Here is a 12761-nt window from a genome sequence, read left to right as displayed (position 1 = left end):
CGATGGGATCTCAATTGTCAAAGAGGCCAGGCTGCCGGGCCTCCAGGGCTTCAAACTGTCGGCGCACATGCATGAGCGCACCGCCGGCATCCTCATCCGTCCAGATAATGCGCGGCGTAAGAAAGATTATCAGCTCGCTCCTCTGGCTGGACATGGCGCGGTTCCGGAACAGATTGCCGACCCCGGGAATGTCCCCCAACAAGGGCGTACGCGACTCATTGTCCGACGTCGTTTCCCGGATCAGCCCGCCCAAGGCGATCGTATTCGAACTTCGGACCGACACCGTGCTTGTGAATTCCAGCTTCTGGATGGTCGGGGAGTCAATTCCCGACGTCGTGGTCGGGCGAACACTCGAGACCTCCTGATTGACCACAAGCACCACCATGCCGCTGGCGTTGATGCGCGGCGTCACCTGCAAAATCACGCCGGTTTCCCGCAATTCGACGGACGAAACGATCGGAGCATTCGTCTCCGAGACCGAAGTCGCGGTCTGCGTGACGATCGGCACTTCATCACCGACCTGGAGATGCGCGGTTTGATTGTTCTGGACCATAATCGAGGGCGCCGACAACACAGTCACATCGGTAATCGAGCGGAGCGCGCTGAGCGTCGCCGTCAGATCCGTTCCGGAGAAGGCATAATTGAAACCGGGGAAAACCGGCGCGGTCGAGCCGGTCGTCGAATCCGAGAACTGAACGGTTGAGGTCTCGTTGGATCCTGCGTTCTCGAAATACCATCGCACACCAAAATCGAGGCCGTCCTCAAGACGGACTTCAGCGATTGTCGCCTCAATGAGAACCTGCGGCGGCATAACGTCCATGCGGTGAACCAGGTCGAGAATTTCCCGATATTCCTGATCTGTCGCGCGAATGATCAGTGCGTTGTTGAGTTCATCGGCAATGATTGTGAGCCGACTTTGCTCCTCACCGGGAGTATTTGTCGCTCCGTGCGCGTCATCCCCCTGGAAACGCGGCTCGATCAATTGGCCGCCCCCCGTCTGCCCACCGGCGAAAGCCGCAGTGATCTGGGTGGCCAACGCGGAGGCTGGCGTGTTGCGAACGACGTAGTATCTCAAGCGACGCTCCGACCCGGCCGACGGTCGGTCCAGACGCTCGATCCAAGCCTGGGCCTGATCGAACTGACTCCGATCCCGGGCCGTCACCAACAACATGTTGAGACGCGGCATGGCGATGGTCTGTATGGCATCGGTCGACATGCCGGTGCCGGACAACACCATGTCCACTTCGCTCTTGGCCGTTTCAGCAGACACATAGCGCAGCTCGAACATGCCGAACACGCGGTCTGTCAGGAATGGACGGTCAAAGAGGATGGCAGCCCGCCGGGCCGCATCGACGTCCGGGCCGGGGCCGGCGAGGACCAGCACACCGAGTTCGTCATGTGGCACGACTTCCACCCGGTCCGACAGGAACGGGTCGATCAACGTCACAATGGCACTCGGGGTCGTATGGGTGACGGGAACAACGCGGCCACCATAGCCCAGCTCCGACGACAGGCCGGTCAGCCCCGGACGCGCCATATCAAGCCGGGTCAGCAAATAACCCTCGGCACGCTCGGCAAGCACGAGATTGGATTCACCCAGCACCGTCTCCAATGCAGCGAGCGCAGCGCGGGCAGGTGCCGGCTCGGCGGATGTCAGCGATATCCGCCCGGACACACCGTCCGCCACCATGACGGTCTGGCCCAACGCATCGCCGACAATCGTACGCACAACATCAGCGACCGGCGCATCCACGAAATTCAACCGCAGGGTCCGGCTATCCAGATCCGCGCGGCTGGGCGCTTGGCTGAGCCGAGATCCGTCTCGCGCGTCAAAATAGACAAGCCGGTCCTGGCCGGTCGCGGCCTGTCCGTCTGTATCGGCAACAGGTGGTTGCGCACCCGACTCGCTGACGCCCGTCGAACCCGCGTCAATCTCCTCGGGCGGAAGCGTCGTGCCCGGGTAGCGGCCTTCATGCACACGAGCAGCATCGGGCATGAGTTGCGCGCACCCCTGCAGGCTCAGAAAAAGCCCGCCGCACACCATACTGATTAAGACAAAACGCTGTGACACGAACCCATCCCCTCGCCGATCCTGCTGGCGGTGACCCTAGCGCTACAAACAGCGCAGCTCTAGCAAAACAATCTGCGTTATCTTTGAGGACGCGACAGTGTCACGCGGTCCTCGCCAAGCTCGAAGACCGCTGTATGCGGCGTCAGCGATCTCAACACATAGCCATCGAGACTTCCGCCCAGCGGAATGGTGATGAGCCCATCATTCCCGCGAAACAGGCCCCAACCACCGGAATCCGCTTCCACGACCCCGACCAGCTCGTAGCGCGCCAATGGTTGTGCCGGAGCCACCGCCCGAGCTGTCGGCGCCGAACGCGGTTGCAGCGCCTGGGCAACCGCATCGCGCCAACCCTCGGGGCGCGTGTCTTCTGGGACGATGGCCGATTGCAGCGTTTCCGTCGGCTCCATCGCCGGCAAAGGCCAGACGCTGGCCCATGCCGCGCCCAACACCAGCAAGGCCGCCACGCCGGGCCATATCATGTCAGCACTGCGGCTCATTCGGCGCGCCCGATCACGTACGGCTGACGGAACTCCACAAGAAACTCGGCTTCGCCACCCGCGCCGGTGGCGATAATGCTCATTTCGGATACACGGAGTGGACGGAATTGTGGATCTTCCAGGATGGAGAAGACAGTCTCGACCGGTGCCACCCCGATCCAGACAGCATGAAGCTCGCCAACCCGCCCGGTCACAGCACTTTCGCCAATCCCGGTCGCTTGGCCAGTCTCAACACCCGCAGCCTCCAGGGCCGACAGGAACGCGCCATAACGCGCGCCGAAGGCCTCACGAGCACGCGTCGGGTCTGACATTTCCGCCATTCCCTCGACCGTTAGTTGCCGCGCGCGCATCCACTGCGCATTCGCCATTTCCGCAGTGACCAAACCCTCACTCAGCTGTGCGACCTCGTCACTGAGCGCCGCGCGACGCGCCCAACCGGTGGCCGCTTGCTGAAGAGAAAGCCACGCAAACACCCCGACCAGGAGGACAGGTAGTACCACCAAAGCCCAGGCCAGCAATCGCGGCCAGGGACCCGGAAGGGTCAGCACGAACGCCCTCACGACCCTGACTCTTCGGTCGGCGATACGTCCAGGGCAATAGACAACGAACCAAGCCCTGACTCTGTCGGAAGAATACGCACGGTATCCGGCGATTGAAGGTCGATGCGCGCGACGGCAGCCGGCATATCAGGGTGCGCCATGACATCCGCCAGGCCGTCCAACAGATCGGGAAGCCCTGTATGGGACCGTGCGAACAACAGGGCCGGCTCAATATCATCCTGCGCCGCACGCTGCAGTCGAAGATGACGCACCTCCTCGAGCAACCGATCCCGCTGCGCGACAATATGGTCAGCCTCCCGCTCAAAACGGTGCGAGACAGCAGAAAGACAGACCAGAGCTGCTGCGGCAATGATCAGCGATCGCAAGACCACATTGCGCCACAGGCTCCGCTTTTCACCCGCCTTTGAATCGGCGAACACGAGCGGCGCCCCTTGTGACCGGTCGGCAACGACCTGCCATCGGGCGGCGCGCTCGCGGGCGAGGTGCCGGGCGGTCTCGACCGCCGCACGGTGTGCGACGGCAACATCCACGACAATCCGTCCGTCACGCCCCAATCCGGCCAGAGAATACGCCAACACGGCCTGCTCCGGCGGCACGGGAGAGTGTTGCTGCAACCTCGCCCGGAGAGCGGCATCTCCGCGGCGCGCGATAACCGGATTCACATCGGTCTGTGTGCGAAAGACCGCAGCTTCGGAAAGGGCGAGTTCGACGCCGTCGGCGCGACCACCCCGCGCCGCAGTGGTGTTGTCCGTCCGAGACAGAACACCCAACCATGAACGCAGGACCTGTCCGGTTGGCGAGAGCCGACCCTGGGGTGACAATTCATACCGGTCGGCGACAACGCGCCGCCCCAGATGTGCGACCGGTCGCGGCAGATCGCGGCGCACTTCTTCAACCGCCCAGGCGATAAGGTCGGCGACGGACTCGCCAAACACCCTTCCGCTCATCCGCAAGTCCACTAGCCGCCCCCCAGGCAAACGCCGAAGCCAGAATCGAAATCACAGTCGAACCGCGCCTGCGCCGGCACATCAAGCTCAATCCGGCGGATTGTGCCATTTATTGGCGCCAAGTCCAAAACTATGAGCCGTGGCAAATGGTTATACTCCCACCGCGAGGTCCAGGCCAACGCGTCGCGCGTTTCAGTCTCACCATAATAATAGAGGCGGGCATCCCGTCCGACGCCGGCTAGTCTGGACGTCTGTGTCATGCGGGGGCTCGAGCCGGGACCTGCCAGAGTAACGAGAACATCGTCACCGCCAAAAACGAAGTCGAGCCGCGCCAACTCGCCGCTCGCCGGCATCCGAACCCACAGCGACAAAGTGTCCGCAGTCCCGAAGACTCCGCCTCGAGCGGCTGCGTCCGGCATGGGTTGAACGCGCGTGACACTGTCCCGCAGAAGTGCTGCAAGTCGGCCTGCCGTTTCCCGCGACTCCACATGTTCGCGCACGCGGGCCTCCGCAAGACTGACAGCCCTGACCGCGGGGGCCAGCAACACGGCGAGCAGGGCAAGCAACCCAACCGTGATCAACGCCTCGAGGAGCGTAAAACCGCTATCCCGGTTCATGCGGGCTCCCTCCGAAGTCCGGCGCTCTGGTTGTCTCTACATAGACAAGGCGGACCTGCCAGCCAGGCAGATCCACGCGTTCCAAGGTCACACCGGTCAGCACCGCTCCCGTGCGCGGATCAACAGGTCGGTCGACCGGCATGAATTCAATCCGCCAGTCCGGATATCGTCCCGAGAGCGCGTCAATTGGCAGACCCGCCCGCAAACGGGATTCTATGTTTTGCGCCTCCAATAGTGCCTGTTGCACCTGGTCCACCTGGCGCGCACCCCGCGCCAGATTTGCCAGCCCCGCCATGGTCGCCGTCAATACGCCAGCCGCAATCGCCAGCGCGACCAGGGCTTCAAGGATGGCGAATCCATCATCACTGCGTCGATCGGTCGACATGAATTTGCCCCGAGATTGGATCTAGCCTGACGACGCGCTCAGCGGACTCAAGTCGCAACACAATTCTAGCCTCTTCCCGAGACAGCGGCCGCCCGGCCATACTCAGCATCCCTGCATCGCGCCAACCACGACGGTCGCGCCTCTGCCAGTTCGCAGCAAGTCCGCTCGGCCACTCCCGATCAACGGAGAGCGCATCGATGCGATACCCGAACTCGGTCACGGTGACCGGCACGGGCGCCGCGCCGCGCCGCGCCAGGAGCTGGGCTTGCCGCAAGTCATCGACCAGGATTTCGGCGACTTGATCAAGCCGCCCCGCCGCACCAGGTCCGCGTAGCTGGCTCGCCACCAATCCTGCCGCAAGCGCCAAGACAACCAGAGCCGCGAGCATCTCGAAAAGAGAGAAGCCGTGATTGCCTCTGAACGCGGTCATCGGTCAGCTGCGAAACAGGTCACGATCCTCTCCTTCGCCGCCGGGCTCACCGTCCCGCCCGAGACTACCGATGGTAAAACGCTCGCCCGTCTCGTCCAGGGTATAACTATAGCGCACGCCCCAAGGGTCCGTGAGTCCCGAGACATTGCGCATGTAGGGCCCCTGCCAGCCCGTGGCGTCTTCCGGCGGCTCAACGAGCGCGACGAGGCCCTCATCCTCGGTCGGATATTCGCCCAGGTCGAGATAGTATAATTCCAGCGAGGTCTGGATCGATGCCAGTTGCGCCGTTGCGACATTCACCTTGGAGCGGCCGGCATAGCCGATCACACGCGGCGCCACGATTGTGGCCAGAAGCGCGATAATGACCAGCACCACCAGAAGCTCGAACAGCGTTATCCCGGCCTCCTTGGGAGGTCGGCGGCATTCAACCTTCGACTTAGAAAACAGCATCATTAAGACTAAGTACTCCCGACATAACCGCGGCGATAACGCCTGCAACGCATATCCCGAGGATGGCAACCAAAATCGGCCCGAGCAACTCCAGAGCCCGGCTCAGCCGCGACCGTGCCATTCGTTCGTATCGATCAGCGGTTCGCAGCAGAAAGGTGTCGAGCTCACCGGTTTCCTCACCAAGGCGAACCTGACGTACCAGGTCATCCGGCAGGATATTCTGCTCATCCAGGGCGCGCGACAAGGTGATTCCGGCCCGGATCCGATCCGCGGCCCGCGACATCCCATTCCTCATACCCGGATCACCGACCGCGTCGCGCGCTACACTTTCAGCGCGATTCACGGGCAGGCCGGCCTTCAGAAGCACACCCAGGGTTCGCGCAAATGCCGCAGCATCCAGTTTCCACAAGGCCTGCCCGACGATCGGGACGGCTCTTCGGAGCCGACTGGCGCCAATCGGGAAACGGGCAAGCACCGTGCGCGCCAACCAGGCCAGTCCGACGAGTCCGACGGGAATCCAGACCGCATAGATGCGCAGAAAAGCACCGACGGCGATTACAAAGCGGGTTTCCGGCGGCGGCTCGACAACCGCATCGGCGAAGATTGTTTCGAACTGCGGGAGAACAATAAAAGCGAGAAACACCAGGGTCAGATAGATCAGACAAACGAGGACGGCCGGGTAGGCCAGCTGCCCGGCGAGGTCCCGCTTGAGAACCTGCTCCGCCCTCAGACGCGCTGCGAGATCAGACAATGTTGCCGCCAGCTGCCCGGATTCCTCACCGGCTGCTGTCATGGCGACGAGTATGCGGGGTGGACGCGCCGGATCGCTTCTCATGGCTTCACTGAGCGAACGCCCTCCGCGTACGCTAGCCTCAAGACGGAGAATGAATCCCCGCAGGACACGCCGCCCCTCCCCATCAGCCAAGCTCGCCAAGGCATCATGAATCGGCAAAGCAGCACCAAGCAGTTCCGCAAGGTCTTCCGTGAAATCGGCGATGTGGTTGTCTGTCAGCCCGCCAGCCTGTTGCGAGCGACTCGCCGTGCCGAGGGCGATGATCTCAACCGCGACCACGCCGCGCGCTGCCAGCAGCTGGTGGGCCTGCGCAGAGCTGCTTGCCAGAATTTCACCCCGTTCGACCCCGCCGGATGCGGTCTCTGCGAGGTAACGCCAAAGTCGCAGATCAGACAATGGACTGCTCCGGGTCGGCCTGGCCCGTATCCTCCAGCGCCCGCATCAGCTCGTCGCGCGTCGTCAGGCCTTTTTCGCACAGGGCCAGGCCGTCTTGCCACATGGTTTTATATCCAGCGCGTGCCAGCACAGGGATGAGGCCGGCCTCGCGCCCGCCATCGCGGATCGAGGCCCGAACATTGTCGTTCACGCGGAAGGCTTCGGCGACGGGCATTCGACCCCGAAAACCGGTCTCGTCACAATGATTGCACCGCGCGCCACCACACTTCTCGCATGTTCGGCGCACCAAGCGCTGACCGACGACACCGACCAGGGTGGCCGCAAGCAAGAAATCCTCAACCCCCATATCCCGCAAGCGGCTGATGGCGGACGGCGCATCATTCGTGTGCAATGTTGACAGGACCAGGTGGCCCGTCATGGCCGCTTGAATGGCGGTACGCGCCGTTTCCGCGTCGCGGATCTCGCCGACCATGACCACATCCGGGTCGTGGCGAAGAAAGGCCCGCAAGGCGTTTGCGAATGTCAGGTCGATCGCGGGATTGGTCTGCGACTGTGCCACTCCGGGCAATCGATATTCGATCGGATCCTCAATCGTCAGAATTTTGCGCTCGCCGTTCGCGAGGCGTCGGAGAAAAGCATATAGCGATGTCGTTTTGCCCGAACCGGTCGGACCGGTAACAAGGATCAATCCATGCGGCATGCTGAGCATGGCCTCAATAGGCTCGCTGACGGCAGCCGAGAGACCAAGGTTTTCGATGCCCCGCAGACTCGCTTCGGGGTCGAGCAAGCGCAGGACGAGGCTTTCACCATACTGGCCGGGAACGACAGACACGCGCAGGTCGATGGTGCGGCCCGCGACCGGCATCGAAAACCGTCCGTCCTGCGGCCGTCGCCGCTCTGCGATATCCAGTTCGGCCAGAACCTTTACCCGCGAAATCACTGCAAGCGCCTGGGACGTTGGCCAGGCCGCGTGATCCTTCAACACGCCGTCAACGCGAAGGCGTATCTGAGCTTCACGATGCCGAAGCTCGATATGGATATCCGACGCGCGGGCCTCGGTCGCTCGTGCGATCAGGCCGTCGAGGCGTCGCACCACCGGACCGGCAGACGCGAGATCGCGCAAGCGCTCCGCGTCAAGACTGACATCAAGCATGCCATCGGCCTCGTCGTCATCAGCGCCGGCCTCGGACCTCAACCGATCCGCACACATCGCACTGAACAGAGACTGGGTTACGACGACTGACTCAACCGACCGGCCGCCAACAAATCGAACACCTTCAACGGCGGCCCGATTGGCAGGATCAACGAGCCCGACGACACACGCCTCATTGCGCAGGCCCAGCGGCATCACTCGTTCGGCGACCAGAAAGTCGGGATTGAAGTCAGTCAGGTCGAGTGCGGTATCCAGACCACGTATCTCGTCAATGCTCTCCGCATGTTCGAGACCCGTCTCCGAGGCGAAAAAGGCAGCGATCCGGGACTCGCTGACCAGGCCCGCACGCGTCAGGACTATATCCAGCGGCTCCCGCGATCCGGCTTTCAAAGCCGTCGCGTGCGCAGCTTCCGCACGGCTCAACACCCCCGCCTCCACGAGACGGTCAAGCCGCGTCTGTTCGAAATCATCGCGCGATCGGGTCATCTCGTTCCAGCTTAACTCGCGCTATCGTTTGAAGCGAGCGTCGCCGCCAGATCACAGACCTGGCGGCGACATGCCCGATTGGCATCCCGATGAGCGACGCAGGGTCCGACGCGTCAATGCATGGACAGCGGCAGTCGGATCCGCAGCATGGCATTGTTTGCTTCGAATTCACCTTCGCCGAGGCCGATCATCGACACCTCACCCGAAATACGGCCGCCATTCGACATTTCAACGGTCAGGCCCAATCTCGCATCGCCGCGGAGATGGCCCAATGTTTGAAGCGTACCCGCAGCGTTGAACACGTCCGCATCGTCATAGTCATAAAGCGCGGTGACGTTCAGGTAGGGCTCGACATACCCGCCGTCCGCATTCTCGAAGCGGTACGCCAACTCCGGCCCGGCCGACAAGCGCCCGATCGTGATGGTCTGTCCGGGAATGAAGATGCCAAGCGTATCCGTGTAGGCATCCTGGCTTTCATGGAAATAGGCCAGACCGATGCCAGGCGTGACGCGCCAACCGCCATGGAGGATGTCACCGGCCAGATTGGCCTCGATCAACCAGCGATCCGTTTCGAAATTGTCCGAGTAGGTGCCAATCGGGTTCACCGAGTTGTCTGAACGACCCCAAGCCGCGCGCAGATCGAAATACGTCCGATCCGACATTCGTGCGACCATGTAGGGACCGACCATCCAGCCATTGCCTTCGACCGCGCTATTCCAGTCGCCCGTGGTCATGTCCGTCTGGTCATACTGGATCAAAATACCGGCGAGGACGTTCTCGGAGACCATTATATCAGTCCCGACATGAACGATGGAGAAGTCCGCGTCGGACCCCAGCCCTGCCCGGTTGTCGGACACACTCGAAACGCTCGCCTGCATCCAGATATCCAGACTGGACATTCCGGTCCGGCCATTCAGGGAGAAACGCTCGGCGCCCGGCTGTTGCGGCGTGGTTTCTTCCACGGCCTGACGAAGCGCGCTGAGGCTTGTCGACAGTTGCGCGTCGAGTCGACCATCGCGGAAATCAGCCGCGAACAGGTTTGGTGTTGCCGAACTCCGGTTGCTCCGCATGCGACCCGCCAGTCGCGGACTATTGGTCAGGATGAGATCCGCACGTGTTGCCATGAAATTGCGGATCGCAGACAGGGTCACGCCGCGGATGTAATCCTCATTCCGCCGATTGGTGAAAGTGCAGACCATGTTTTCTTCGGCATCGAGGTCGATGGTGATCTGACCATTGGCCAGATCATAAACATTGCCGCCATCCAGATCGCCGTCACAGGACAAGGAAGCGATGTCCCAGCCTTCGGCCGCCAATTGCGTCAAGGTATAACGACCGCGCAGCACGTCGTTGACGGTGGTGCTCACACTGCCGCCGGCAGTGGTCACACTCTGTCCGTCCAACGCGGCAAGCGTGGACGCGTAGGAGAAGCTACCCTCACCTTCTTCCGGTGCCGTCGTGCGCGTAATGATCGTCAGGTCACCCAGGCGTGGCTCGATCGAGATCGTCACCGGGATGTTGATCGTTTCCAGCGTGTTGGCTTTGCTGTTGCCGCCGCGTTGCGCTGAAGGACTGACTTCGACCACCGTGATCGTGGCGCTGTAATCGCCAGGTTCGAGGTCCAACACCGCAGACGTGAAGCTGACCGTGAATTCCAGACTTCCGGTCGCCGGAATGGAACCGGAGGTCGGATCGATCACCAGCCAAGGTTGGTCGGTCGAGGCTGTAAAGTAGAAGGCCTCACCACCAACATTCTGCAGCTCGAAGCTGCTGGTCGCGCTGGTCGGATCATCCGTCAAGGTCGGGAGTTCGATCGTCACTTCAGGGATGCTGGTCTCATCAACGTCCGGCTCGGCGATTTGTGTGAACTCGCAGGAGACGGAGTCCGCCGGCCCGAGTGTCACCGTCGCACTGCCCGATGCCGGGTCCACTGAGGACGTGCCACCAGAGCAACTGATGGTATCGAGATTGAAGCCATCCGGCGTCGTCGCTGCAAAGGTGTAGCTTCCCTCCGCAAGATCTTCAAAGCTTATCGCGCCAGCCTGGCTGACCGTGGCAATTGAAAAGTCTCCAAGATCGCCACTGAAGTCGAAAACTCCATCGGTCGCGCCGGTAATGGCCACCGCCACCGACAGCGACCCACGGCGCATTTCAACGCTGAACAGGTCAGCCACCGGGCTGTCCGGCAAGGCGTTGCCGGCGACGTCGGCGGCCGCGGAGACGGTTGCGTCGACATCGGTAACCATCTGGCCGCCATCGGCCACGCTGAATGTTGCCGTATAGACGGTGTCGCCCGCAGAGAAGGCACCGCCATCCAGCGACAAGGTTGCGGACACGTCCGGGGAGAAGCTGAATTCCGGCGCCAGGCTTGGGTCCATCGCTTCGCTGAAGGTTGCAGTCAGCGTGACGCTTCCGCCGACGTCCTCGAGACGAAGATCGGCATCCGAGACGACCAGGCTGGCAAGTTCCGGCAGATTGAGATCGGCGCCGACGGTGAACTGGGCCGCGGCCGCGTTGCCGTTTCCGGCAGCATCCTGGGCGCTGTTTGCGGCCAGATCGACCGTAACATTGCCGCTCGCCGACGGCGCGATGTCGAATGTGTAGCTGCTTCCCGATCCAGACAGATTGGAGGCGCTGCCATTTCCGACAGTGAAGTGCGCGAGCACCAGGCCCGTAACGTCCTCCGAGAAGGTCGCGGATACGGTAAAGGTCCCGACCTGATCACTGACAGGACCCGCCAGCGTCACCGTCGGCGCAGTCTCGTCATTTTCGATCGTGAACTGCGTCGCTGCCGTATTGCCATTGCCGGCACCGTCCTGGGCGGCCCCGCCCGCAACATCAACCGTCACCGTACCATCGGCGGTCGGTGTGATCGTGGCGGTATAAACCGTCGCACTGGTCGCCGAGAAACCGGAAGCCGCACCATTGCCGACCGTGAAGTCGCCGACAACAAAGCCGGTCACGTCTTCCGAGAAGGTCGCCGTGATCGTGAAGACACCCGACACCGGATCAGCCGAGCCGGTCGTCAAAGCAACCGTCGGCCCTGTTTCGTCATTCTCGATCGTGAACTGGGTCGCTGCCGTATTGCCGTTGCCTGCCGCATCCTGCGCAGCGCCGCCAGCAACATCGACCGTCACCGTACCATCAATGGTCGGTGTGATCGCGGCGGTATAAACCGTCGCGCTGGTCGCCGAGAAACTGGAAGCCGCACCATTGCCGACCATGAAGTCGCCGACAGCAAAGCCCGTCACATCTTCCGAGAAGGTCGCCGTGATCGTGAAGGCACCCGACACCGGATCAGCCGAGCCAGTCGTCAAAGCGACCGTCGGCGCGGTCTCGTCATTCTCGATCGTGAACTGGGTTGCTGCCGTATTGCCATTGCCGGCACCGTCCTGGGCGGCCCCGCCAGCAACATCAACCGTCACCGTACCATCGGCGGTCGGTGTGATCGTGGCGGTATAAACCGTCGCACTGGTCGCCGAGAAACTGGAAGCCGCACCATTGCCGACCGTGAAGTCGCCGACAGCAAAGCCGGTCACATCTTCCGAGAAGGTCGCCGTGATCGTGAAGGCACCCGACACCGGATCAGCCGAGCCGGTCGTCAAAGCAACCGTCGGCGCAGTCTCGTCATTTTCGATCGTGAACTGCGTCGCTGCCGTATTGCCATTGCCGGCACCGTCCTGGGCGGCCCCGCCCGCAACATCAACCGTCACCGTACCATCGGCGGTCGGTGTGATCGTGGCGGTATAAACCGTCGCACTGGTCGCCGAGAAACCGGAAGCCGCACCATTGCCGACTGTGAAGTCGCCGACAGCAAAGCCGGTCACATCTTCCGAGAAGGTCGCCGTGATCGTGAAGACACCCGACACCGGATCAGCCGAGCCAGTCGTCAAAGCGACCGTCGGCCCTGTTTCGTCATTCTCGATCGTGAACTGGGTCGCTGCCGTATTGCCGTTGCCTGCCGCATCCTGCGCAG

The 12761-nt window shown here is 62.3% G+C and carries 11 protein-coding genes; all 11 read right to left on the bottom strand.

Annotated features, from left to right (window positions below; translation table 11 throughout):
- Positions 1 to 10 precede the first annotated feature (10 nt).
- Positions 11 to 1996 carry a type II secretion system secretin GspD gene (gspD, locus tag AWH62_RS14235; RefSeq protein ID WP_075191177.1) on the bottom strand — a complete coding sequence of 662 codons (1986 nt, stop codon included), beginning with the start codon at positions 1994 to 1996 and terminating at the stop codon, positions 11 to 13.
- Positions 1997 to 2148: 152 nt separating this feature from the next.
- Positions 2149 to 2568, bottom strand: coding sequence for a hypothetical protein (locus AWH62_RS14230; protein ID WP_075191176.1), 420 nt, complete (start codon positions 2566 to 2568; stop codon positions 2149 to 2151).
- Complete coding sequence (locus AWH62_RS14225; protein WP_143743077.1) at positions 2565 to 3116, bottom strand: hypothetical protein; 552 nt, start codon at positions 3114 to 3116, stop codon at positions 2565 to 2567. Before AWH62_RS14225 ends, AWH62_RS14230 begins: the two co-directional genes overlap by 4 nt.
- An 8-nt stretch (positions 3117 to 3124) precedes the next feature.
- Complete coding sequence (locus AWH62_RS14220; RefSeq protein ID WP_143743076.1) at positions 3125 to 4087, bottom strand: hypothetical protein; 963 nt, start codon at positions 4085 to 4087, stop codon at positions 3125 to 3127.
- Positions 4087 to 4692, bottom strand: coding sequence for a prepilin-type N-terminal cleavage/methylation domain-containing protein (locus AWH62_RS14215; protein WP_075191173.1), 606 nt, complete (start codon positions 4690 to 4692; stop codon positions 4087 to 4089). The genes AWH62_RS14220 and AWH62_RS14215 overlap by 1 nt, the downstream gene beginning before the upstream one ends.
- Positions 4679 to 5077, bottom strand: a complete 399-nt coding sequence (locus AWH62_RS14210) for a type II secretion system protein (protein WP_075191172.1) — start codon at positions 5075 to 5077, stop codon at positions 4679 to 4681. The genes AWH62_RS14215 and AWH62_RS14210 overlap by 14 nt, the downstream gene beginning before the upstream one ends.
- On the bottom strand, positions 5055 to 5507 hold the full coding sequence (locus tag AWH62_RS14205) for a prepilin-type N-terminal cleavage/methylation domain-containing protein (RefSeq protein ID WP_075191171.1): 453 nt from the start codon (positions 5505 to 5507) through the stop codon (positions 5055 to 5057). The genes AWH62_RS14210 and AWH62_RS14205 overlap by 23 nt, the downstream gene beginning before the upstream one ends.
- 3 nt (positions 5508 to 5510) lie before the next feature.
- A complete protein-coding gene (gene gspG, locus AWH62_RS14200) occupies positions 5511 to 5960 on the bottom strand; it encodes a type II secretion system major pseudopilin GspG (protein WP_083635221.1) in 450 nt (149 codons plus the stop codon).
- A complete protein-coding gene (locus AWH62_RS14195) occupies positions 5944 to 7146 on the bottom strand; it encodes a type II secretion system F family protein (RefSeq protein WP_075191170.1) in 1203 nt (400 codons plus the stop codon). The genes gspG and AWH62_RS14195 overlap by 17 nt, the downstream gene beginning before the upstream one ends.
- Positions 7139 to 8785, bottom strand: a complete 1647-nt coding sequence (locus AWH62_RS14190; RefSeq protein WP_075191169.1) for a GspE/PulE family protein — start codon at positions 8783 to 8785, stop codon at positions 7139 to 7141. Before AWH62_RS14190 ends, AWH62_RS14195 begins: the two co-directional genes overlap by 8 nt.
- A gap of 113 nt (positions 8786 to 8898) precedes the next feature.
- On the bottom strand, positions 8899 to 12761 hold a 3863-nt coding region (locus tag AWH62_RS14185; protein WP_143743075.1), incomplete at its 5' end, for an Ig-like domain-containing protein.

It is taken from the genome of Maricaulis sp. W15 (assembly GCF_001924955.1).
Classification (GTDB): Bacteria; Pseudomonadota; Alphaproteobacteria; order Caulobacterales; family Maricaulaceae; genus Maricaulis; species Maricaulis maris.
Note: the sequence above shows the minus strand (reverse complement) of the source record. Positions and strands in the feature narration are given on the sequence as shown.

Coding starts and splice junctions, on each gene's coding strand:
- gspD (WP_075191177.1), bottom strand. CDS start 1,996: ATGCCCGATGCTGCTCGTGTGCATGAAGGCCGCTACCCGGGCACGACG.
- AWH62_RS14230 (WP_075191176.1), bottom strand. CDS start 2,568: ATGAGCCGCAGTGCTGACATGATATGGCCCGGCGTGGCGGCCTTGCTG.
- AWH62_RS14215 (WP_075191173.1), bottom strand. CDS start 4,692: ATGAACCGGGATAGCGGTTTTACGCTCCTCGAGGCGTTGATCACGGTT.
- AWH62_RS14210 (WP_075191172.1), bottom strand. CDS start 5,077: ATGTCGACCGATCGACGCAGTGATGATGGATTCGCCATCCTTGAAGCC.
- AWH62_RS14205 (WP_075191171.1), bottom strand. CDS start 5,507: ATGACCGCGTTCAGAGGCAATCACGGCTTCTCTCTTTTCGAGATGCTC.
- gspG (WP_083635221.1), bottom strand. CDS start 5,960: ATGATGCTGTTTTCTAAGTCGAAGGTTGAATGCCGCCGACCTCCCAAG.
- AWH62_RS14190 (WP_075191169.1), bottom strand. CDS start 8,785: ATGACCCGATCGCGCGATGATTTCGAACAGACGCGGCTTGACCGTCTC.